General features: G+C 63.4%; 18 protein-coding genes and 1 pseudogene. 12 read left to right on the forward strand and 7 right to left on the reverse strand.

The window, feature by feature from the left end; translation table 11 throughout:
• Positions 1-2: 2 nt before the first annotated feature.
• Positions 3-2,672, reverse strand: coding sequence for a coiled-coil domain-containing protein (locus ABUH87_RS02135; protein WP_367768705.1), 2,670 nt, complete (start codon positions 2,670-2,672; stop codon positions 3-5).
• Between the two features lie 69 nt (positions 2,673-2,741).
• Between ABUH87_RS02135 and ABUH87_RS02140 the strand changes: the two genes are divergently transcribed.
• The 4 genes from ABUH87_RS02140 to ABUH87_RS02155 all read left to right on the forward strand — a co-directional run bounded on the left by ABUH87_RS02140 (position 2,742) and on the right by ABUH87_RS02155 (position 6,676).
• Entirely contained in the window at positions 2,742-3,044 is a 303-nt protein-coding gene (locus tag ABUH87_RS02140) for an Hpt domain-containing protein (RefSeq protein ID WP_367768708.1), read from the forward strand.
• A 99-nt stretch (positions 3,045-3,143) separates the two neighbouring features.
• The gene (locus ABUH87_RS02145; RefSeq protein ID WP_367768711.1) at positions 3,144-4,322 is read left to right on the forward strand and encodes a hypothetical protein; all 1,179 of its coding nucleotides are present in this window, start codon (positions 3,144-3,146) and stop codon (positions 4,320-4,322) included.
• A gap of 34 nt (positions 4,323-4,356) precedes the next feature.
• The gene (locus ABUH87_RS02150) at positions 4,357-5,295 is read left to right on the forward strand and encodes a hypothetical protein (RefSeq protein ID WP_367768714.1); all 939 of its coding nucleotides are present in this window, start codon (positions 4,357-4,359) and stop codon (positions 5,293-5,295) included.
• Complete coding sequence (locus tag ABUH87_RS02155) at positions 5,282-6,676, forward strand: sensor histidine kinase (protein WP_367768717.1); 1,395 nt, start codon at positions 5,282-5,284, stop codon at positions 6,674-6,676. The genes ABUH87_RS02150 and ABUH87_RS02155 overlap by 14 nt, the downstream gene beginning before the upstream one ends.
• A 9-nt stretch (positions 6,677-6,685) precedes the next feature.
• Here the strand turns inward: ABUH87_RS02155 and ABUH87_RS02160 are convergent, their stop codons facing one another.
• Positions 6,686-6,886 (reverse strand): hypothetical protein, encoded by a 201-nt coding sequence (locus ABUH87_RS02160; RefSeq protein ID WP_367768725.1) that lies wholly within the window; start codon positions 6,884-6,886, stop codon positions 6,686-6,688.
• A gap of 112 nt (positions 6,887-6,998) precedes the next feature.
• Here ABUH87_RS02160 and ABUH87_RS02165 point away from each other — a divergent pair, with 112 nt between their 5' ends.
• Together ABUH87_RS02165 and ABUH87_RS02170 are read left to right on the forward strand one after the other, a co-directional pair.
• On the forward strand, positions 6,999-7,364 hold the full coding sequence (locus ABUH87_RS02165; RefSeq protein WP_367768727.1) for a hypothetical protein: 366 nt from the start codon (positions 6,999-7,001) through the stop codon (positions 7,362-7,364).
• Positions 7,365-7,366: 2 nt separating this feature from the next.
• A complete protein-coding gene (locus ABUH87_RS02170) occupies positions 7,367-7,657 on the forward strand; it encodes a hypothetical protein (RefSeq protein ID WP_367768735.1) in 291 nt (96 codons plus the stop codon).
• A 12-nt stretch (positions 7,658-7,669) separates the two neighbouring features.
• Here the strand turns inward: ABUH87_RS02170 and hemA are convergent, their stop codons facing one another.
• Together hemA and murI are read right to left on the reverse strand one after the other, a co-directional pair.
• On the reverse strand, positions 7,670-8,884 hold the full coding sequence (hemA, locus tag ABUH87_RS02175; RefSeq protein ID WP_367769153.1) for a 5-aminolevulinate synthase: 1,215 nt from the start codon (positions 8,882-8,884) through the stop codon (positions 7,670-7,672).
• A 178-nt stretch (positions 8,885-9,062) separates the two neighbouring features.
• Positions 9,063-9,869, reverse strand: a complete 807-nt coding sequence (murI, locus tag ABUH87_RS02180) for a glutamate racemase (protein ID WP_367768739.1) — start codon at positions 9,867-9,869, stop codon at positions 9,063-9,065.
• Positions 9,870-9,988: 119 nt separating this feature from the next.
• Here murI and plsY point away from each other — a divergent pair, with 119 nt between their 5' ends.
• The 4 genes and pseudogenes from plsY (at position 9,989) to ABUH87_RS02200 (ending at position 14,587) form a co-directional block, all read left to right on the forward strand.
• A complete protein-coding gene (gene plsY, locus ABUH87_RS02185) occupies positions 9,989-10,573 on the forward strand; it encodes a glycerol-3-phosphate 1-O-acyltransferase PlsY (protein ID WP_367768743.1) in 585 nt (194 codons plus the stop codon).
• Positions 10,570-11,687, forward strand: a pseudogene (dprA, locus tag ABUH87_RS02190) (DNA-processing protein DprA). The gene plsY and the pseudogene dprA overlap by 4 nt, the downstream one beginning before the upstream one ends.
• Positions 11,688-11,762: 75 nt before the next feature.
• On the forward strand, positions 11,763-14,411 hold the full coding sequence (gene topA / locus ABUH87_RS02195) for a type I DNA topoisomerase (RefSeq protein WP_367768746.1): 2,649 nt from the start codon (positions 11,763-11,765) through the stop codon (positions 14,409-14,411).
• Positions 14,408-14,587, forward strand: coding sequence for a hypothetical protein (locus ABUH87_RS02200; RefSeq protein ID WP_367768749.1), 180 nt, complete (start codon positions 14,408-14,410; stop codon positions 14,585-14,587). Before topA ends, ABUH87_RS02200 begins: the two co-directional genes overlap by 4 nt.
• Before the next feature lie 48 nt (positions 14,588-14,635).
• On the opposite strand, the gene era is transcribed toward ABUH87_RS02200, so the two are convergent.
• The 3 genes from era to lepB are packed head-to-tail and all read right to left on the reverse strand — an operon-like array spanning position 14,636 to position 17,042.
• Positions 14,636-15,529 carry a GTPase Era gene (era, locus tag ABUH87_RS02205; protein WP_367768752.1) on the reverse strand — a complete coding sequence of 298 codons (894 nt, stop codon included), beginning with the start codon at positions 15,527-15,529 and terminating at the stop codon, positions 14,636-14,638.
• Entirely contained in the window at positions 15,526-16,194 is a 669-nt protein-coding gene (gene rnc / locus ABUH87_RS02210; protein ID WP_367769156.1) for a ribonuclease III, read from the reverse strand. Before rnc ends, era begins: the two co-directional genes overlap by 4 nt.
• The gene (gene lepB / locus ABUH87_RS02215; protein WP_367768755.1) at positions 16,194-17,042 is read right to left on the reverse strand and encodes a signal peptidase I; all 849 of its coding nucleotides are present in this window, start codon (positions 17,040-17,042) and stop codon (positions 16,194-16,196) included. Before lepB ends, rnc begins: the two co-directional genes overlap by 1 nt.
• 164 nt (positions 17,043-17,206) lie before the next feature.
• Here lepB and pgi point away from each other — a divergent pair, with 164 nt between their 5' ends.
• A complete protein-coding gene (gene pgi, locus ABUH87_RS02220) occupies positions 17,207-18,724 on the forward strand; it encodes a glucose-6-phosphate isomerase (protein ID WP_367768758.1) in 1,518 nt (505 codons plus the stop codon).
• 500 nt (positions 18,725-19,224) lie between these two features.
• Positions 19,225-21,276 (forward strand): S8 family peptidase, encoded by a 2,052-nt coding sequence (locus ABUH87_RS02225; RefSeq protein ID WP_367768761.1) that lies wholly within the window; start codon positions 19,225-19,227, stop codon positions 21,274-21,276.
• Positions 21,277-21,379 lie beyond the last annotated feature (103 nt).

The raw sequence follows: 21,379 nt of genomic DNA on the forward strand, positions 1-21,379 counted from the left end.
TCCTAACTGCGGAGACGTTCAATGCCCTGTGCCAGCACGACGTACAGTTTACCCATGTCGGAGGAGAGCAGGGTCACGCCCAAGGCATTGCCCTCACGCGTGGAAAGGACTTGCCGCAGCAGCGCTTCGAAATCGTGAATGTAGCGGTTCACATGCTCGCGGAAGCTGTCGTCCCGCTCGAAGAGTTGCTGGATCGCCCGTGCTTCGCCAGCCTCGATCAGCGAAACAGCGCGGCGCGTGAAGATCCCACGGTCCCCGCGCAGGTAAGCGGACCACGCCGTGTCGCCGACGTCCGCCGATAGGGCCGCTGCGATGTCGATGGCATTTGACTTGAGCGAGTCGGTAATGAGCGCAGCGCGGCGGCTAAAGTCGTTATCGACTTGCTCCTGTGCGCGCTCACGGGCCTGAGTAACCCGGTTCTCAAGGTTCTGGACAGCCTCTTCCACGCTCGCAAGCTGTTCGCGCATTTGCGTCGCCATTTCGCGCCCGGCGCCGGACGCATGCGCGACGGCTTGCTCCAGAGCGCCTGCGGCTTCGGCGGCGCGGGGGCGCATGACTTTGTCGATGGCCTGTGCGCTTTCCTCCCCGAGGCGCTCCGCAAGAGCGCGCACCTTTACGGTGCCCTCGTCGTCCAGTGCGGCCAGCACCCCACGCACTGCGCTTGCCAGGTCTTCGATCGCGCCGCTGAGTTCATCGCGAGTGGCCGCGCCCACGCGCCTCCCGCTCTGCTCGACTTCATCGACCGCCGACTGCAGCGCCAAAATTTCGGCGCGGTGTGTCTCGTTGAGTTGCGAAACGGAGCCTTGGCTGGCGTTGAGCTCTGTCTGGAAATTGGCCAGAGCCTCGCGCGTGGCATCGATCTTCGCGTGAAGCTCACTGCTGCGTCGCGAACCGCCTTCGAGATCCTCGACGAGGGTGAGGATCTTGTCGCCGAGCCGCGAGAGCCGATCATCGGCGACGGACAGCGCTTCGGGAAGAGCGCTGGCGCTCTCTTTCGCGCTCGCCTGGATCAGCTCAAGCAAGCGGACGCTGGCATCGGTCAGGCGATCAACCTCGCTTTCCGTAGCGGCCAGGGTGGTGCGCGATGCGGTAAGACGCTCGCCAAGAACCGCCAGGCTTGTGGTCAGCGTGGCCTCGATCTCTGCCCCGCTCTGGGCGACGGCGGCCATGCGTTGGCCGTGATCGCCCAGCGTTGCCACCAAGGTTTCCGAACGGCGGGTGAGAGCGTCCGTATGCCGCTCATGTTCCGCCAGCCTTTCGGCAATCTCTCCGTCCAGCGCCGCGAGCTGAGCCGTGATGCGGGCGAGGGCGGTCTGCTCGTCTGCCGAAAGGCGTGACTGGAACTCGCTGGTTCGCATCGCGAGCTGCCCCGCGCGCTCTTCCAGACCTGCAAGCGCGGCCTGTTCTGCCGCAGACAGCCGTTCATGCAGTTCCCCACTGCGAGCGGCGAGCATGTCGGCGCGTTCGCGAAGGGCTTCCAACGCGCGCTTCTCGGCCTCGTGGATGCGACCCTCGAGCTCCGTCCGCTGTTGCTCGACTGCGGTGAGGCGGGAGGACCAGGCTTCCGCGGCGCGGGTCTCGCCGTCCTGAATTGCCCGGCCGACTACACCGCTCTCGTCCCGCAGCGCCCTCAGGCGAGCACGAAGCGACGTCAGGCTTTCGGCTTCATGGTTGTCGAGAGCCGCGCGTGCGCTCTCAACTTCGTCCGCCAGAGCCGCAGCGCGCGTGCGAATGGCGGCGAGCGCCTCTACCTCGTGACTTTCCAGTTGCCCGCGGAATTCTGTACCGCGCGCGGCCAGCGCTTCGAAACGCGCGGCCGCCAGCTTCTCCAGATCCTCGCAGGAGCGCACAAACTCGGAGGTGGCTCCATCCATTGCCTGGCGAACGGCGGCCACCTGCTGGTTGCAGGCTGCCCCGAACTCATTGAGGCGATTGAAACCGGCGACCAGGTCCTCGAGCTGGTCATGCGCGGTCCGCCCGGCGTTCCCGATGTTGTTGGTGACGTCCTTCGCAGAGCTGGCGATGACCGGAAGCTGTGTTCGCAGCCGGTCCATGTTGTCCAGGGCCGACTTGCTTACCGTCTGCATGGTGTCGAGGCGGACGCCGTTTTCGCGGATCAGTTCCTGCAGCCGATCCGCGTTCTGCGTCAGCCGTTCGACGGCCAGACGGCCAAGCGTTTCCAGGTCTCGCGACTGGGAGGCGATGAATTCCCGCGCAAGGCTCAACTCTCCGTTGATGGTGGCAAGACGGGTCTCAAGCTGAGCGCTCTCGCGCGAAAGCAGTGCCGCGGCGTCACCAAACCGAGCCGCTTCGCGGCGGCTGCTTCGCATCATCAGGAGCCAAATGACGCCGATCAGCAGCACGGGAACCGCCCATTGAGCGACAAGTTCGGGAGCCGTGCCGATGGTGACCGGTTCAGCTGCCTGATATTGCGACCAAAGGAAGAACGCGCTCCAGACGAGCGTCAGAACGATCGCCGCGACCGGAGCAAGATAAGCCCGCCAGGCTGCCGGAGTCTCGGCGCTTTCGTCAGCATCCCACGCCGGGGTCTCGTGTGCCGCCGATTCGGCTGGCTCGGCATGCCCGGCCTCGTTCGGCAGCAGTGTGCCGCCGGCACTCCCGGCTTCGTTGTTGCTCGCGCCCAAGGCGATGATGCGTCGTTCCCCTACCATGGGCGAGGTCTACCATGAGCGGCCTCCCGATAAACCCCGTTTTAACTCTCCTCCACTACTCGGCGGAGCATGGCCTATGAAGCAGGTGCACTAGAAGCCACTCTCCAGGCCGCTGCCGGCGGCGATCCAGAGCTGTTTGCGGAGCTGCGTTCCGCTTATGTGGAGAGTGTAGCGCGGCAGGTCGACTTGTTGGAGCGCTCGCGTTGTGACGGCAACTGGACGGTTGCTGCCATGCGCCTCAAGGGTCTTGCTGCCAGCTTCCATTCTGAGGCGCTTCTGCTCCTTTCGGAAGAAGCGCTTGAGGCAGCCCCTGGTGAGCCCACTGTGGTCCGGCGCCTCAAGGCGCATGTTTTGGACTTATCCAGCGGCTGATGGACAGGCGTGGCTTGGCACTTGCGCAGCCAAGCCTTAGACAGGCGACTTTCCACGGAGGGACACCTGCGCATAGCCTTGCTAGCCATGCTGGAGCCGGTGGGAACGGGACAGCCGTTTCCACGTGCATTTCTGCGCATCGGCGGAGCCACTCTTGCCCAGCACCAACTCGGCCTAGTGCTGGGGCTGGAATGCCAGCGGCTGATCTGCCTTGCACGCGGACCTTCGCCAGAGCTTACCGCCTTGCAACATGCTGCCGAGAATGCAGGCGTGCGCTTCCACATCGCTCCTGGTCCGCAGCAGCTTTCAGCGCTTGTGACTGCGGCCGATGAGTTGATGGTTGTGACAGAAGGCGTGTTTGCCGACTGGTCGACGGCAGCAACGATTATGAAAGGAACTCAGTCGGTCGTGCTCGCACTTCCGGACGACGGTGCCGTGGCAGAAGGTTTCGAGCGTCTCGATATCAACAACGCAGCGGCGGGAGTGATGAAGATCCCAGGCGCGCTGGTGGAACGATTGCACGATCTGCCAGCCGATTGCGACGTTCCTTCGGCTCTGACTCGTATCGCCTTGCAATCGGGTGTGCCGATGCAACAGCTGCCTGCCGAGGCCCGCCTTGGCGGAAACTGGCGCATGGTGCGGAGCGAGAGCGAGGCATTGGCTACGGAAGTGGAATGGTTGCGGACCCGGCTCGTTGCGGGTCCCTCGGCAGCCCCTTCGGACAAGCTCGCGCGTGCGGGCGTCATGGCGTTCGGGTCGTCGCTGCTCCATGCCGGTAACGCCAGCGGTGCCGTCGGGATCGGTGCGGTGGTGGCGCTCGCGCTCGCATTTGCCGTCGCGTGGCTGGGGTCTGCGCTCGTTGCTTTCGTGCTTGTCGCATTCGCATGGATGCTGGTCCGAGCCTCCGAGCTGCTGCGCCGCGCAGAGCGCGATGCGCAAAGCGTGGCTGCGCCGGCGATTCCCCGCGCGCATGCGCTGGGATGGCTGGTCGACGTCAGCATTGTCGCTGTGTGTGTCCTTGGACTGGAAGTGCATCCCGCAGTGACGGCGGCTGGAGTCGATTACAGGTTCTTCCCGCCACTCATGCTGATGCTGCTGATGCACCTGACTCCGCGGCTTTTAACAGATGGCGTCGCGGTTTGGACAAGCGACCGTGCCGTGCTGTCGCTCCTGCTTGCAGGGGCTGCAGCTCTGGGCGTTCTTGGCGTATCTATAAGGCTGCTCGCCATCGTGCTTGCGCTTAGCGCCATTCTCCTGCCACCAAGGCGGCTCAACTAACGCTGCCTTAACCAAGGGCGCCGTATGCAGAGCCATGATCGAGGCACCTGTGCGTACCATCAGTGGTGTATCCTTGGAGGAGAGCCTGCGCGCCACCCTGGCGCAAGGCGACGCTGTGGCCGGAACCGTGCAGCCGGTCCTGAACCATTTGCTTGCCGGACCTGACGCTTCGCTCTTCGGAGAGGAGATACTGGCACGAATGCGCGGCATGCTGTCGCACCTTGGCGCTCAGTTGCTCGATGTTCCCGGTTCTGGAGTGCGGTCCGGCGATCCGGCCTGCACAGCCGCAGTTATCGCTGCGCTAAGGCAGAAGTCAGAGGTTCTGTCGCATTTGCACGCGCTTGCGCTTGAATGGCAGATCACTGAGCGCCTGCTTCAGGAGTTCGCGATAGACCCGATTACGCCGCCCTTGCTGCAGAGCCTTTTGACCTCGCAAGAGGTCGCGACGCGTGAACTGGCAGCGAAGTTTCTGGGGTCGCAGGCGCGCTGGTGCCAGGCACAACGGCGAATGCAGCTGCCCCTTGCCGAGCTGCCTCAGGACGTCCTCGATTCAGCCTTGGCAGCATCCTATGCCGCGCTTCCTGTGGATTCGCGGAGTTTTGCTCCCGAACATCAGGCACCCGTGATCTACAGGCGTGAGGCTTCGCGGATTGAGCTTGCAGGCCGTTTGCTGACAAGCATCAGCAACCCCACCATCGATCCGTTCGACGTTGGGCAGGGCGGCGTAGCCTTGTTCATGACGACGCTTGCGCTCGCATCTGGCCAGGCGCGCGACAGGCTCTGCTTGTCTGCCCATGAGAGCCAGATGGTGCGGTTGGCGCTGGCGCTACGGGCTGCAGGCCTGAGCGGGGACGAGATAGAGCGGCAGCTCTTCATCCTTGTACCGAACAGCGTGTTGCATCACGGATTTGGCAAGATCACTTCGGATCAGGCAGCCTCGCTTCTCGCCGGAGCGCCTCATGCGGGACTCTGACATGGACGAACGCGGGCCGCTGCTGGCGAGAGCGAGAAGTGACGCCGAAGATCATTTGCTGAGTGCGGATGAGCCGCTTGCCGGGCTTCAGCGTAGCTGTGGCGGTGCCGTGCCGGGCGTCATTGCCGTGCCAGAGCTTCTGGAGCTTGTGACCAGGGCAAGGCGAAGCCGGAGCACTCTGGCCAAGGCGATCAACGCTCAGGATGGCGCGGATACGATCAGCGCCTGGGTGGATGTCGAGCCTCAGCCCGATGGCGCGGGTTGTGAGATCGTGCTGCGCAGCTGGCGCACCGCACCGCTGCCCGCCGAGGATGCGTATGCAGCCTTCGAGCGTCGTGCCACAATCGAGCGGGAAGTGGCCGAGCTGGTGGCTTGGCTCGACGCCGAGCAGCGCATTCTCGCCGTGGAGAGTGAGAGCGCCGAACTGCAGGACATCGCGGCGGAAATGCAGGGCGGGATCGGGCAGCCCTTCACGCAGTTCTTGGCCCCGGAGAAACACGGGACTCAGCCGCTTCATTGGCGAATGCTTGACGGAGCGCAGGTCCGCGTAGCCGCGTCTGACCGAGAGTGGCGGATCGTCCTTCTTCCCCAATTGCAACCGGGCCGCGATCCTGCCGGCTTCGAGCTGCTCCTCGTCTCGGATCAGCCTCCTCCCGTTGAAGAGCCGCCTGCTCTGGCGGGTATGGTCGGTGGGCGTGCTTTGGTCGGCCAGGATCTTGCTCCGGTGCTGCGGCAGCCAATTGCCCGGATCGTGGCCAATGCGGAGACCATTCGCACGCGGCTGGCTGGTCCGCTGCCGGATGCTTATGCCGACTATGCAGGCGAGATCGCGAATGCGGGGAGGCTTCTGCTCGGCCTGTTGGAAGACTTGAGCGATCTTGAAGTGGTGGAATCCGCCGGGTTTTCGACGGCACCCGATCATATCGATCTGGCGGAAGTCGCAAGGCAGGCCGCCGGTATTCTGGGCGTCCGCGCACGCGAAAAGAACATCAGCATCGAAGGGCCGGGCCCGTCCGAACGGCTGAACGCCGTGGCGGAGTTCCGTCGTGTATTGCAGGTGCTGATCAACCTGATCGGCAACGCCATCCGGTATTCGCCCGAACACTCGCGCATCCGCATACAACTGGCGCAGCTAGGCGAACGGGCGAGGGTTGTCGTGGGTGACGAGGGGCCGGGTCTTTCGCCGCAACAGCAGGCCATTGTGTTCGAGAAGTTCGAACGTCTGGGCCGGAGCGGTGATGGGGGGTCTGGCCTTGGCCTTTATATCTCACGCCGCCTCGCCCGTGCCATGGGCGGCGAATTGTCCGTAGACAGCGAAGAGGGCTCCGGCGCCCGGTTCTTTCTCGACCTCCCTGCCGATCCCGGCTCTGAGGCAGACTGAGCGGAGCGGTCAGCGCTGACGCAAGCTCAGCCATACGATGATCGCACCCACAGCGGCGAGCAGAAGCCCGTTGCGCGCCCAAGTCCGGTCAGCCAGCATGAAGCTGTCTGCTGGCCAAAGGATGAGCCCCGTGCCTTGCCCCAGCCAAAGGAGACCGACCGCAATCGGGAGGGCGCCGATGATGACGCCAACAATTCGTAGGAATCTCATGGACTGTCCTCAAGTTGGTGCCCACCGCCGTGCTGGAGCAGGTCGCTATGTCTCTGCTACGCCATGCCGCAAATCGTAGCTACCACACCGGTTCCATGTGGACGATAAATGTATGAAGGAGCGCATCGCACAGATTGCGTCCTCTTTTGACCTCACGAAACTTTGGACTTGGGCGCGCTTGCAGGGATTTGAAGCGGCCAGCCGGGGCGGAATGCCCGTGCTGGTCGCACTGGCCGTCGTGCTGGCGCTCATACCTGTGCTGTTGGTCCCCATTCCCGGATTCGTCGATGCTCCCGCGCACATGGCCCGGCATCACATATTGGCGGTGGCGTCCTCTGGAGGGCCGCTGTCGGGACACTTCGCAGTGGATTGGTATTGGCTTGGTAATCTGGGGGAGGACATACCAGCAGCTCTGATCGGACCTGGCTGGGCGGAGAACGGGCGACGCGGCTGGTCACGGCGCTCATCGCACCTTTGACGGTGGCTGGGATTGCGGCGCTCTCGCGCGCTGCTCACGGCCGGATCGCGGGCAGTGCAATGCTGGCGCTTCCCTTGGTGTTCCACCAGGCCTGGATGTACGGATTCCTGAACTACTGCCTCGGCAATGATCGTCCGGACTTGCGAGTCCTGCGCCAGTCACTCGATGAAATGCGGCGCGACCGCTTTGATGCGATCTGGATCTCGGGAGTGCCGCACGACCAGTTGCCGCAAGTGCCCGGCTATGCAGCTGCAAGGCGCCTGCCGGGCGAGACCATGTTCGTGCGACGCTGACGCGCCGCGTCGTCAGGCGGCGATGCGCATTTCCAGCCGGTCCCAGATTTCCACGAGTGCTTCTGTCAGATCCCGCATCATCTCTTCGGTGTGAGCCGGTCCGGGCGTGAAGCGGAGGCGTTCAGTGCCACGCGGCACCGTCGGGAAGTTGATCGGCTGCACGTAGGCACCATACTCGGCGAGCAGAATGTCGCTGATCTTCTTGGCCTTGACGGGGTCTCCGACCATGAGCGGCACGATGTGCGTCACCGAGTCCATTACCGGCAGCCCCGCGTCACGGAACATGGACTTGAGCTGCGCTGCAGAGCGCTGCTGGCCCTCACGTTCCTCGGAAGACGACTTCAGGTGTCGTACCGAAGCAAGGACACCGGCAACCAGAACCGGCGAGAGGCTGGTCGTGAAGATGAAGCCGGGAGCGTAGGAGCGGATGCAGTCGATGATGCGCGTGTCAGTGGCGATGTAACCGCCCATCACGCCGAAGGCCTTGCCCAGCGTGCCTTCGATGATGGTCACACGATGGGCTGCCTCATCCCGCTCGGAGATGCCGCCACCACGCTTGCCGTACATGCCGACCGCATGCACCTCGTCGAGGTAGGTGATCGCGTTGTACTTGTCTGCAAGATCACAGATCGCGTGAATTGGCGCGACGTCGCCGTCCATCGAGTAGACGCTTTCGAACGCGATCAGCTTGGGCACGTTGGGGTCGGCAGCGGCGAGCAGCTCTTCCAGATGCTCGACGTCGTTGTGGCGCCAGACCTTCTTCTCACAGCCGGAGTTGCGGATGCCGGCAATCATGCTGGCGTGGTTCAGGGCATCGGAGAACACGACACAACCTGGCAGCAGCTTGGCAAGTGTCGAAAGCGTCGCGTCGTTGGAGACGTAGCCCGACGTGAAGAGCAGGGCGCCTTCCTTGCCGTGCAGGTCGGCCAGCTCGCGCTCCAGCTCGATGTGGTAGTGCGTGTTCCCGCCAATGTTGCGAGTCCCGCCGGAACCGGCGCCGACGTCGTGCAGGGCCTCTTCCATGGCGGAGACCACCTTGGGATGCTGGCCCATGGCGAGATAATCGTTCGAGCACCAGACAGTGATCGGCTTGGGCCCATTATGGCCCGCGAAGCACCGCGCGTTCGGGAAAGCGCCCTTGTTGCGCAGGATATCGATGAAGACACGATAGCGGCCTTCGGAGTGCAGGCGCTCGATCGCCTGATCGAAAATCTGGTCGTAGTTCACGAAATTGTCCGCTCCGCGGCTGCCGAAATGCCGGCGCATTTCCGGGGGCCTTACTCCATTCGCCCCTGCATTGCCAGTCGCTTATCCTCCTTAAGGAGGGTGCCGGAAATGCAGGGTTCCAGGTGAAAATGGTGGGTCCGTGCTTCGGATCAAGAGGTGATGCGCGCCCGGCGGGGCATCAAACACTCCGCACATCCGCGAGTCCATAACGGGCCATTGCGCGCGCAAAAGACTCCGGCAGTGCATCGGGAGCGGTCGTCAAAGCGTAGTCCGGGGCAACGCGGGCAAAATCCTGCCCCTCCAGCAGCCGGGCAACCTGTCGTGCGATGCCGCTGGCTCCGTGTACGAAGCGCACACCGCCACCAAACGCCGCGGTCAGCTCTTCTTCCAGCAGGGGGAAGTGCGTGCAGGCGAGAACGACTGTGTCGATTGCGTCACCGCCCGGCATTCGGCGCAGCCCATCAACGGCAGAGGCGATCGCGGCTGGATTCGCCCTCTCGCCGCGCAGCTTCGTCTCGGCTGCCTCGACCAGGCCCGGTGCAGCATGCCGCAACAACCGCTTGTCCGCCGCGAACTCGGCCTCAAGCCGGTCCACATAAGCTTGTCGCACAGTCGCCTCTGTCCCCAGCAAACCGATGACGCCGCTGCGAGTCATGGCGGCAGCCGGTTTGATTGCGGGCACCGTCCCCACGATCGGCACTTCGAGGACATCTCGCACCATTCCCAGCGCAATCGTCGAGGCGGTATTGCAGGCGATGCACACCAGGCGCGGATTCAGTCGCTCTGTCAGCCGGCCCAGCAGTCCCGATACGCGCGCGGCGATCTGTGCCTCCGTCTTCGTGCCATAGGGCAGGCCAGCGGTATCAGCTGCATAAACGACGGGCGCCTGCGGGAGAACGGTACGCAGTTCCTCCAGGACGGTCAGCCCGCCAACGCCCGAATCGAACAACAGGACCGGAGCGGTTTGCGCGATGGGGCGATGCAACAGGATCAGTCCTTTCGGGGCCAAGTCACTCGAACCCCTAGCGATGAGTTGAGACATTCTGCAACACGCCTCATCCCTCCTGCTCGACGAGTCCCCGAGAGTGGTTCTAAGAATGGGACATGACGTGGATTCTTGCACTCGCACTCGGCTACCTCTTCGGCTCAACGCCGTTTGGTCTGCTGCTGACTCGGCTGACTGGCGCTGGCGACCTGAGGGCGATCGGTTCGGGCAACATCGGAGCGACCAATGTCCTGCGCACAGGTCGCAAAGGATTGGCTGCTGCGACCTTGCTGCTGGATCTGGTGAAGGGATTGGTGGCCGTACTGATCGCCCGTGCCGTGTGGCCCGGAAGCGAGGCTTTCGCTGCGGCTGGCGCAGTTTTGGGCCACTGCTTTCCGGTCTGGCTGGGGTTTCGTGGCGGCAAGGGCGTGGCCACGCTCGCGGGGGTTTGCTTTGGTCTGGCCCTGCCGGTCGGCCTGACATACGCCGCAGTCTGGCTCGCGGTTCTCACCATCTCGCGCATCTCGTCCCTGGGAGGCATGAGCGCCGCCGTGGCCGCACCCATCGCAGCGCTGCTGTTCGGTTATGAAAACTTCGTCCCGGCACTGGCGGCACTCGCAGCGCTCGTGCTCTGGATGCACCGGGCGAACATCGGGCGCCTGCGAGCCGGAACGGAGCCGCGGATCGGCAGATCGAAGGCATGACTGCTGCCAATTCGACTGCCCTCTCGCAGGATGAAGCCTTCGCCCGCATCCGCCTGCTACGCTCGCCCAATGTAGGTCCGGTCACCTACGCGCAACTGCTCGCCCGGTTCGGTTCGGCCACGGCCGCATTGGAGGCCCTGCCTGATCTCGCAGGGAAGGGTGGGCGGCCGTATCGTGTCGCGGACGAAGAGCGAATCCAGCGTGAGATCGCGGCTGTTCGCAAGTTCGGTGCCCGCTACCTCTTCATCGATTCACCGGACTATCCCGCACTCCTCGCAGCCAGCGAGAGTGCACCGCCAATTCTCAACGTGCGCGGGGATGTCCCGGTCGCGCGCCTCCCTTGCGTGGCCGTGGTCGGTGCGCGCAACGCCTCTGCAGCGGCGCTCAAGCTGGCGAGGGATTTTTCGCTCTCGCTGGCGGAAGCTGGTTGCACCGTGGTCTCCGGGCTTGCTCGCGGGATCGACGGGGCAGCACACCAGGGAGCTCTGGCTGCTGGCAGGGGCTCCACGATAGGCGTGATCGCCAGCGGCATCGACATCGCCTACCCTCCCGAACATGCGGACCTTCAGGAGCGCATCGCTCAGGAAGCACTCCTCATAGCGGAGCAGCCGCCCGGTACCGAGCCGCTCGCCCGGCATTTCCCCTCCCGTAACCGCATTATCGCGGGATTGGCTGCGGCTACGCTCGTGGTGGAAGCGGCGCCGCGTTCGGGGTCTCTGATCACCGCGAGGCTGGCGGCCGAGTTCGGTCGCGATGTCATGGCGATACCCGGTTCGCCGCTCGATTCGCGGGCTCATGGCTGCAATCAGCTTATCCGAGATGGCGCTGTGCTGGTGCAATCGCCCGAGGATGTGATGGAGCTGATCTCCGGCTTCGATGGAGGACCGCGCGTCGCCTTGCGCGAGACTGCGAGCGCTGGCGAATGGGTGGCACCGGCTCGGGATACCGGATCCGCCGATGTGGCGGGTATGTTAACGCTGGCGCCGATTGGTGTCGACGAACTGGTGCGGCAATCGGGAGAGACTGCCGCCGCAGTGCAACTGGGCTTCTTGAACTCGAACTGGCAGGCCGCCTGATCCGCCATGCAGGTGCGCGGGTCTCACTCGCCCCTTGACGGAGCTTGCCGCGCACTACCAACTCGTATGTGTAGGCGTGCGCGCACGCGTAGGGGCTCTTTTTCGGAACCACAATGCAGCTTGTTATCGTAGAATCGCCGGCGAAGGCGAAGACCATCGAGAAGTACCTGGGCAAGGACTATCGCGTTCTTGCGTCATACGGCCATGTCCGCGACCTCCCGCCGAAGGACGGCTCCGTCCGGCCGGACGAGGACTTCGCGATGGATTGGGAGCTTTACGGCGATAAGCAGAAGCAGGTGAAGGCGATCACCGACCTTGCCAAGCAGGCCGATCGTCTGATCCTCGCCACCGACCCCGATCGTGAGGGCGAGGCGATTTCCTGGCACGTGCGAGAGCTTCTGGCCAAGCGCAAGGCGCTCCCCAAGGACGTGCGGCGCGTGACCTTCAACGCCATCACCAAGGACACGGTGACGAAGGCGATGGAGGCACCGCGGGAGCTCGATCAGGACCTGATCGACGCTTATCTGGCACGTCGCGCGCTCGACTACCTGTTCGGTTTCACGCTCTCGCCAGTTCTGTGGCGCAAGCTTCCCGGTGCGAAGTCGGCAGGCCGTGTGCAGTCGGTCGCGCTGCGTCTGATCGTTGATCGCGAACGTGAGATCGAGGCGTTCAGGCCGCAGGAATACTGGTCGGTCGCGGCGCTAATGGCGCACGACGGAGCCGACTTCACCGCCAAGCTGGTGGCCTTCGAGGGGCAAAAGCTCGATCGTCTGAGCCTTGGCGACGAGGGCACTGCGATGCGCGCCAAAGCGGCGGTAGAAGCAGGTGCTTTCAAGGTTGAGGGCGTCGAGACCAAGCCGCATCGGCGCAACCCGCAGCCGCCGTTTACGACGTCGACACTGCAGCAGGAAGCAGCCCGCAAGCTGGGCTTCTCCGCCAGCCACACCATGCGGATCGCGCAGACGCTCTACGAAGCCGGTGCTATCACCTATATGCGTACCGACGGCGTGCAGATGGACCCCTCGGCGATATCCGCCGCCCGTGCGGCGATCTCGGACAAGTTTTCCGGGCACTACCTTCCCGAGAAACCGCGTCATTACGAGAGCAAGGCAAAGAACGCGCAGGAAGCGCACGAGGCCATCCGTCCGACCGAGTTCATGCGCGACCGTTTCGGCTCGGGCGATGAGGCGCGCCTGTACGACCTCGTCTACAAGCGCGCGATGGCAAGCCAGATGGCGTCGGCGCAGCTTGAGCGTACCACCGTCACTTTGCGCGACGGAACCGGCCGGAATGAGCTGCGCGCGACCGGACAGGTCGTGAAGTTCCCAGGCTTTCTGGCGGTCTACGAGGAAGGCCGCGACCAGAAGGGGGACGAGGACGAAGACGGAGGCCTTCTTCCCGCAATGAAGACCGGTGACATGCCAGCCAAGAAGGACGTGAAGGCCGAGCAACACTTCACCCAGCCGCCTCCGCGCTATTCGGAAGCAAGTCTGGTGAAGCGGCTGGAGGAGCTCGGGATTGGCCGGCCCTCAACCTACGCGGCGACGCTGCAGGTCCTGAAGGACCGCAACTACGTCAGGACTGAGAAAAACCGTTTCTTCGCAGAAGAATCCGGACGGCTTCTCACATCATTTCTCGAGCGCTTCTTCGATCGCTATGTGGCCTATGAGTTCACAGCGGGCATGGAAGAGGAGCTCGATGACGTCTCTGGCGGGCGTGCCGAATGGAAGGACGTGCTTGCGGAGTTCTGGCGGGACTTCAAGCCGAAGTCTGACGAGGTCATGGAGCGCAAGCCTTCCGAAGTGACGGAAGCGCTGGACGAGTTCCTTTCTGACTATCTGTTCCCGCCCAAGGAGGACGGTTCCGATCCCAGGCTCTGCCCGAAGTGCGAGCAAGGTCGCCTGGCACTTCGCGGGGGGCGGTATGGCGCGTTCGTCGCCTGCTCGAATTACCCGGAATGCAAGTTCACCCGCAAATTCGCGCAGCCGGGCGGCAGCGCCGAACAGGTGGACGATCAGGTGCTCGGGCAGGAGCCGGAAACCGGTCTTGAAATCACGCGCCGGTCGGGCCGCTTCGGGCCTTACATCCAACTGGGTGAGGGTAAGGAGGCCAAGCGGGCGTCGATCCCCAAGGACCTGGACGAACTTACGCTGGAATGGGCGATCAAGCTCTTGAGCTTGCCTCGTTCGGTCGGAACCCATCCGGAGACCGGCCAGGAAATCGCCGCCAATATCGGACGGTACGGACCGTACCTGGTGCATGAGGGCAAGTACGCCAGGCTGCGTTCTACTGCTGACGTCTTTGAGACAGGCATGAATGCGGCCGTGTCCCTCCTGGCTGAGGCTGCAGCGAACCGGGGTGGTCGCGGTAGCCGCGCGGCTGCCGAGCCGATCAAGGTCTTGGGCCCCCATCCTACCTCCGGTGGCGAGATGAAGGTGCTCGCAGGCCGCTATGGCCCCTACGTCACGGATGGAACGACGAATGCGACGCTCCCGCGTGATGCCAAGCCTGAAGAACTGACCGCAGAGGCAGCAATTACCCTGATCGACGAGAAGGCGGCGAAGGGTCCTCCAGCGAAGGGGCGCAAGAAGGCGGCTCCCAAGAAGGCTGCCGCCAAGAAGCCAGCGGCCAAGAAAGCGTCCGCCAAGAAAGCGTCCGCCAAGAAAGCGCCCGCCAAGAAGCCTTCCACCAAGAAGGCGAGCGCTGCGGGCACAACAAGCAAGGCGGCTAAATCCGAGGCGAGCGAGGATACGGCGGAATGAGCGACAAGACTGCCAAGCACAAGCAGCCCTGGAAGCCGGACGAACTGCAGCGCTTGCGCACGCTCGCCGGCAAGGGGAAGGGCCTCAAGGAGATTGCCAAGGCCCTGAACCGCACAGAGGAGTCTACGAAGGACGCGGCCAAGCTGCACGGGATGGAGATCAAGAAGCTGCGATGAACGCGCTGCGGCCCGCTCCTGATCGGCGGGCCGTGTCAATTCCCGGCGCTACTTCACCCAGTCGAGCCCGAGTTCCTCGTAGAGGTCGCGCGCTTCTGCCCAGTTTTCCTCGACCTTCACATGGAGGAAGAGGTGAACCTTCTGGCCCAGGATCTCCGTCAGCTCCTTACGCGCGGCTTCGCCGATGCCGCGGATCATGGCGCCGCGTTTGCCGAGAACGATTGCCTTTTGGCTGTCTCGGGCGACGACAATCTGCTGGCGGATCTCGACCGACCCATCCTTGCGATGCGTATAGGCTTCCGGGCGGACGGCGCTGTCGTACGGCAGTTCGTCATGAAGCTGCCGATACAGCTGCTCGCGGGTTACCTCGCAGGCGAGCAGCCGCTCGCTGGCGTCTGACACCTGGTCTTCAGGGTAGTGCCATGGCCCTTCCGGCATGAGCGCAGCCAGCCTGTCCTTCAGCTTGGATACGCCGTCCCCAGTCAGGGCGGAGATGAAGAAGACCTCTTCGAAGGGAACTTTGGAAGTGAGCTCCTCGGCCAGCGCCAGCAGAGGCTCCTTCGCGCTGGCATCGACCTTGTTGAGCACCAGAATCTTGCGTTCCGACCGGTCCTTCAGAGTCTCCAGTAGAGGCTCCAGTTCATGGCGCCGCTGCTTCAGGGGATCGACGACAAGCAGGATGGCGTCGGCTTCCTGAGCGCCTTCCCATGCTGCCGCGACCATGGCCCGGTCGAGGCGACGGCGCGGCGCGAAGATGCCGGGGGTATCCGCCAGAATGATCTGTACCTCGCCGTGGAGGGCTATGCCCAGAAGGCGCGCGCGCGTCGTTTGTGCCTTTGCGGAGGTAATCGCGACTTTTTGGCCAACCAGAGCGTTGACGAGCGTCGACTTGCCGGCATTCGGCGCGCCGATCACCGCAACCAGGCCGCACTTCTGATTCATCCGAATTTCCTCATGAATTCCTCTGCGGCCAGCGTCTCTGCATCCTGTTTGCTGTTGGCCGTGGCTTGCACTTCGCCAACACCATGGATCGCGACCGCCACCGTAAACCGTGCGGCGTGATCGGGCCCGGAGCGATCGACGAGTGTGTATTCCGGCATGCGCCTGCGGTTGCCAGCTGCCCATTCCTGGAGTGCTGATTTGGGATGCTTCCGGTTACCCGTCTTCCCTCTCAGGACCTCGTCCCAGAGCCGATGTACCATGGTGCGTGCGGCATCAAAACCGCCTTCGCAAAAGCAGGCGCCGATCAGAGCCTCCATCACATCGCCCAGGATGTTGTCGCTATCCTGACCTCCGTCGTCGCGAGCCTGCTTGCCCATGCGGATGTGCTGGGCAAGCCCGATATTGCGCGCAACTTCGGCACACGTCGCCCGGCTGACCAGCGCGTTGAGGCGTTGGGAAAGGCGTCCTTCGGGCTCGGCTCCCCGCTCGAACAGCCATTGGGCAATGGAAAGTCCGAGCACGCGGTCTCCGAGGAACTCTAGACGCTCGTAGTTGCGTCTAGACGCCGTGCTGGCATGGGTTAGCGCTTCCACCCAGAGCGCCTGATCCTTCGGCTCGTGCCCGGTTGTCTCCGCAAGAAAGCGAAACGTCGTATCGTCAAGCACTAGAAAGTACCGCCGATCCGGCTCCAGCGCGCGGCTGTGAACCAGGTCCAAGGCTTGAGCCACTCAGCGCCGCCATCGGTCGAGAACATCATGACAGCTGCCTTGCCGACCAGGTTTTCCTGCGGCACGATCCCGATGCCTTCCCCTTCGATCGGCGGGAAGCGGCTGTCGAGCGAGTTGTCCCGATTGTCGCCCATCAGGAAGAGGTGGCCTGCCGGAACAGTGTAGGTCTGGGTGTTGTCCTGTGGCTGGTCGCCAAGGTCCAGCACGTTGTAGGTCCTGCCGTTGGGCAGCGTCTCGCGGAACTGCGGGTACGAGCAGGCAAGGCTGCCGTCCGGAAGCTGCGTTTCGAAATCGATGCCATAGCACCGCGTGTTCGGTGTGAGAGGCAGGACGAAATCTTCGACGCGCTCCTTGGGAACGGGCTTTCCATTCAGGAAAACCTGCCCCTGCCGCATCTGCACGGTGTCGCCGGGTAGACCGATCACGCGCTTGATGTAGTCGACGTCATTCGTCGGAGGAGCCTTGAAAATGACGATGTCACCGCGCTCCGGCTGGCTGGCGAAGATGCGTCCCGGGATCAGGGGCAGGCTCAGCGGCAGCGAGTACTTGGAATAGCCGTACGACCATTTCGAAGCGAGCAGGTAATCTCCGTTCAGCAAACGCGGGAGCATTGATTCGCTGGGGATGTTGAACGGCGAGAAGATGAAGCTGCGGAACACCACCACCAGAAGCACGAGCTTGAGCAGGAAAACAAAGAAGTTCTCCTGCTTTTCCTCCTTGCGAGCGGACGGTTTGGAAGCGCCGGACGGCTCGCGATCCGTGGCGGCAGTGTCGGTGTCGTTCATCAAGATGTCCATGTTGCTCGCCATAGCGTCCGTCAAGGCTGCTCGTACGATAGTTCCGCCGCCGAAGGCGCCATTTGGGGGCAAGATCGGCCTTGGCCCTCGCAGGTGCAACATGCATAAGGCAGCATGATGGCGAGGCAGTCTCGCGTTGATAGGGATGTAGCATGAGCGACAAGGCGCAGACCGTCTGGAACAAGCTGGCCGAGCTTCCAAAGCCGACTTTGGCCGAACTGTTCGCGAACGATCCTGATCGCCTTTTAAAGCTCGCCTCCCGCCTGGATCTTGGCGAAGAGGGTATTCGCTTCGACTGGTCCAAGACCCATCTGGATGATGCGCACCTGGAGAAGTTCCTCGAACTCGCGGAAGCTACCGGTTTTCGTGCTCGCCGGGACGCCTTGTTCGCCGGCGCCGTCGTCAACCCTACGGAAGGCCGGGCTGCGGAGCACACGGCCCAAAGAGGGGTCGGGAAGGAAGAGAGCGTCGAACAAGCGCTCGGCTATCATTCACGCATGGCCGCCATGGTGGAGGCGATCCATCGCGGAGCCATGGGTGATGTGAAGCACCTTATCCATGTCGGCATCGGCGGCTCGGCACTGGGCCCGGCACTGGCGGTGGATGCTCTCGCGCGCGATGGCGCGATGGTCGACGTGCACGTGGTATCCAATATAGACGGTGCCGCGCTGGAGGCAGCATTCAAGACATGCGATCCTGCGACGACGATGCTTGCCGTGGCATCGAAGACTTTCACGACCATCGAAACGATGACCAATGCCGAGAGCGCGCTGGACTGGCTGCGGGAAAACGGTGTGGACGATCCCTATGGGCGTGTCGTTGCACTGACTGCCTCGCCGGAGCGGGCCATTGAGTGGGGCGTGGACGAGACGCGCATCCTGCCCTTCGCGGAAAGCGTCGGAGGGCGTTACTCTTTGTGGTCATCCATCGGTTTCCCCGTAGCACTGGCTTTGGGCTGGCCTGACTTCGCTGAGATGCTGGAAGGCGCAGCGATCGTCGACCGCCACTTTCGTGACGCCGATCCGGCGGAAAATCTGCCTCTGCGCGCCGCTTTCGCTGACCAGTTCTATGCGCGTCTGCGCGGCTGCCAGACGCGGGCCGTTTTTGCTTACGACGAGCGGCTCGCACTGATGCCGGATTACCTCCAGCAATTGGAGATGGAATCGAACGGCAAATCAGTGACCATGGAGGGCAAGCCCGTAGACGGCCCCACCGCGCCGATCACCTGGGGCGGCGTGGGCACGGATGCGCAGCACGCGGTGTTTCAACTCCTGCATCAAGGCACTCATATTGTGCCGGTGGACTTCATCGCCTCGATCGCTCCTGGTCATGAACTTGACCTCGCGCACCATCGCATTCTGCTCTCAAACTGCTTCGCACAGGGAGCGGCGTTGATGGCGGGTAAGTCCAGTGACGATCCGGCTCGGGCCTATCCTGGAGATCGTCCATCCACGACCATCCTGCTGGATGAGGTGTCGCCTGTCAGCTTTGGCGCGCTCATTGCTTTCCATGAGCATCGCACCTTCGCCAATGCGGTGTTGATGGAGATTAACCCCTTCGATCAGTTCGGCGTGGAATTGGGCAAGGAGATTGCCAAGCAGATCGACAAGGGCGGTGCAAGTTTCGATCCCTCGACCGAAGCTCTGCTGGAGCTGGCAGGGATCGGTTGAAGCCGCGCCACCTGTTCGTTCCGTAGCTTCTTCTCTGTCAGAGTCTCTAGGGCCAGCTTCGTAGTTCTACGGAGGCAGTGCGAAGGCCCCGTAAAGCATGAGATAGTACCAGCAGCCCCGCCGCATCCGTTTGCGTCGGGACTCCTGGTACTATGCACATGTCTTTGTATCTCCGCCCTAAGTTCATCCGGAGTGCTGCTCTCTGCAGTGTTGCTGGAGCGGCTCTCTCAGCCTGCGGCGGCGGCGGTGGCTCGGTGTCCTCGACTCCGGCACCGGTGTCTGCACCCGCCCCAGGCCTCAATCCCCCACCGGGACCAACCCCTACGCCAGTACCGGCGCCAACGCCCGCGCCCACTCCGGAACCGACACCCACCCCAAACCCTGAGACGGCACCGGTTCCCCCACCGGCGCCGGCGCCTGAGCCGATTGCGCCCACGCCGACCCCCACTCCGGCGTCGCCTCTGCGCATTGCGCCCATTCTGCGCAAGACCTCGGTGCCGATGCGGTCGGCGGCGGACGATGGTGAGTATCGACGCAACTACACAGCGTTCGAGTACGTGCGGGCACTCTATGCTCTCGATAACGGTTGGACCGGGCAAAACGCGCTCGTCGGTGTGGTCGATGATGGTGTGGTCGAGACCGCCGAACTGAGCGGCCAGCTTTCGCCCTTAAGCCGCGACTTCGGCCGGACCACCACCTCGGGAAAGACGGCTGAGCGGTCGGTGATCGGTGATGCATACTCCGACCATGGCACTATGGTCGCGGGCGTCATCGCAGGAAAGAACGACGGCGCGGGCATCCAGGGCATCGCGCCTGACGCCAAGATCGTGGCTCTGCGGGTCAGCGATGTCGATGTCAGCAAGGATGAGGAGACGCTTGGCCGCACGCTCCCCGCTGCTCTCGATTATGCAGCCGCGAACGGTGTGAAGATCATCAACGCCTCAATCGCCAAGGTGGACGCCAGTGTTCCCAGTGCGGGCTGGTCGAACATGGTCACGCGGTACGCCGCGGCTGGAGGACTCTTCGTCAATTCAGCGGGCAACGATGGGGAGGAGAACCCGAAAGGCTACCTCGACCTCAATGCGTCGAACAGCAAGGGCTGGCTGTTTGTGGCTGCGGCCCAGGAGGGGGCGGAGGGCCTCGAGATCGCGGATTACTCGAACCGCTGCGGCACGGTGGCAATGCAGCGTTGCGTCACTGCTGTTGGTACGAACGCGACCATGGACGTGAACGGTGACCTGGTCCTGTTCCGCGGCACGAGCTCTGCTGCCGGCCAGGTGAGCGGGCTTGCGGCCCTGATTTTGAGCAAGTGGCCTCAGCTGTCAGGAGTGGAGGCTGGTGAGGTCATCGTGAACACCGCTCGGGACATGGGCGATCCCGGAGCTGACACGGTTTACGGACGGGGGCTCATCGATGTCGAAGCGGCCTTGTCCCCTGTCGCTCCGACACTCTCGAACGGCACGACGCAGACGGCACTGGCAGGTTCCGTCATGGTCATACCAGAAGCGCTTGGCGGTGAGGCTACGGGCATGCAGGTGCGTGGCTTGCTGGCCGATGTAACGGTGCTCGATGCCTTCGGCAGAGATTACCGTGGCGATCTGTCCAGCCTTGTTGCCCGTCCTGAGCGTCAGCGCGGATTGTTCGCCCGCCGGGTGGCCGCGAGTGCCGGTTCGGGCGCCACGCGGTTTGCAGTTCCGGGAACCTCCGGCAGCATCGGGTACACGCACATGCGCTGGGGGCCCGAGGCCGCGGATCAGCGGTCCGAATTGACCTGGGGCGAAGTTGTGACGAGCCTTGGAAAAACTCTGGTGGCGGCGACTTACTCGGGGCAGGACGGTGTACAAGATGAGGCGATGGGGCTCGCTCCTACATCGGACATCACGCTGGCCTATGCGCCTTCAGCTCACATAGCTTTCACAGCCGAGCGCGGTGTCGCGGGCGGACGTGCATCGCTGACTTATGCCTTTGGCAACGGCCAGGGCGGCTCCGCACGCGGAGTGCTTCTTGGCTGGAGTGGTGCCGTTGGACGGGTCAAGGTGGGCGTTCTGGAAGAGGAGGGTACGCTGTTCGGCGCGCCTGCCGGCACCGGAGCCTTGCGGCTCGGTGATGGCGCGCGCACGGCCTTTGTGCAGCTTTCGCGAACATGGGGCTTAGGTGAGTGGTCGCTCGACAGCTACGCCTCACTGGGCGTGACAAGGCTGAGGATCGGTTCAGATACTCTGCTTACCTCGGCTGCCTCCATCTTCACCCAGCGTGCAGGGCTATCCGCCAGCCGTGAAGCGATGGGCGGGCGCGTGCGGTTCGGTCTTGCAATGCCGCTTTCTGCGTTCGCCGGATCGGGCACCTTGACGTATGCCTCTGGCTACGATCTGGACACACGATCGCTGGTCTATCGTCGTGAGCGCGTGGATCTTTCCGGCCGTTCCGACCCGGTGCTCAGTGTCGGCTATGAGAAGGTCAGCGCGAACGCCGCGTTTCGGTTCGCGGCGGCGGCGAACACTGCCGCCGATGACGTCCGGGCGCTTGCATCCTGGCGCCTGACCTTGCGGTGATCCGAGCCACTTTGGCGAGGTAATCGGGGCACCTCGCCAATGCAGTTCTGGCAATCGCCGCTGTCCGCACGCATATGCACGCCAAAGCCACAGGAGCGCGCAT

Origin of the sequence: Novosphingobium rhizovicinum, from assembly GCF_040813635.1 — a bacterium.
Classification (GTDB): domain Bacteria; phylum Pseudomonadota; class Alphaproteobacteria; order Sphingomonadales; family Sphingomonadaceae; genus Novosphingobium; species Novosphingobium rhizovicinum.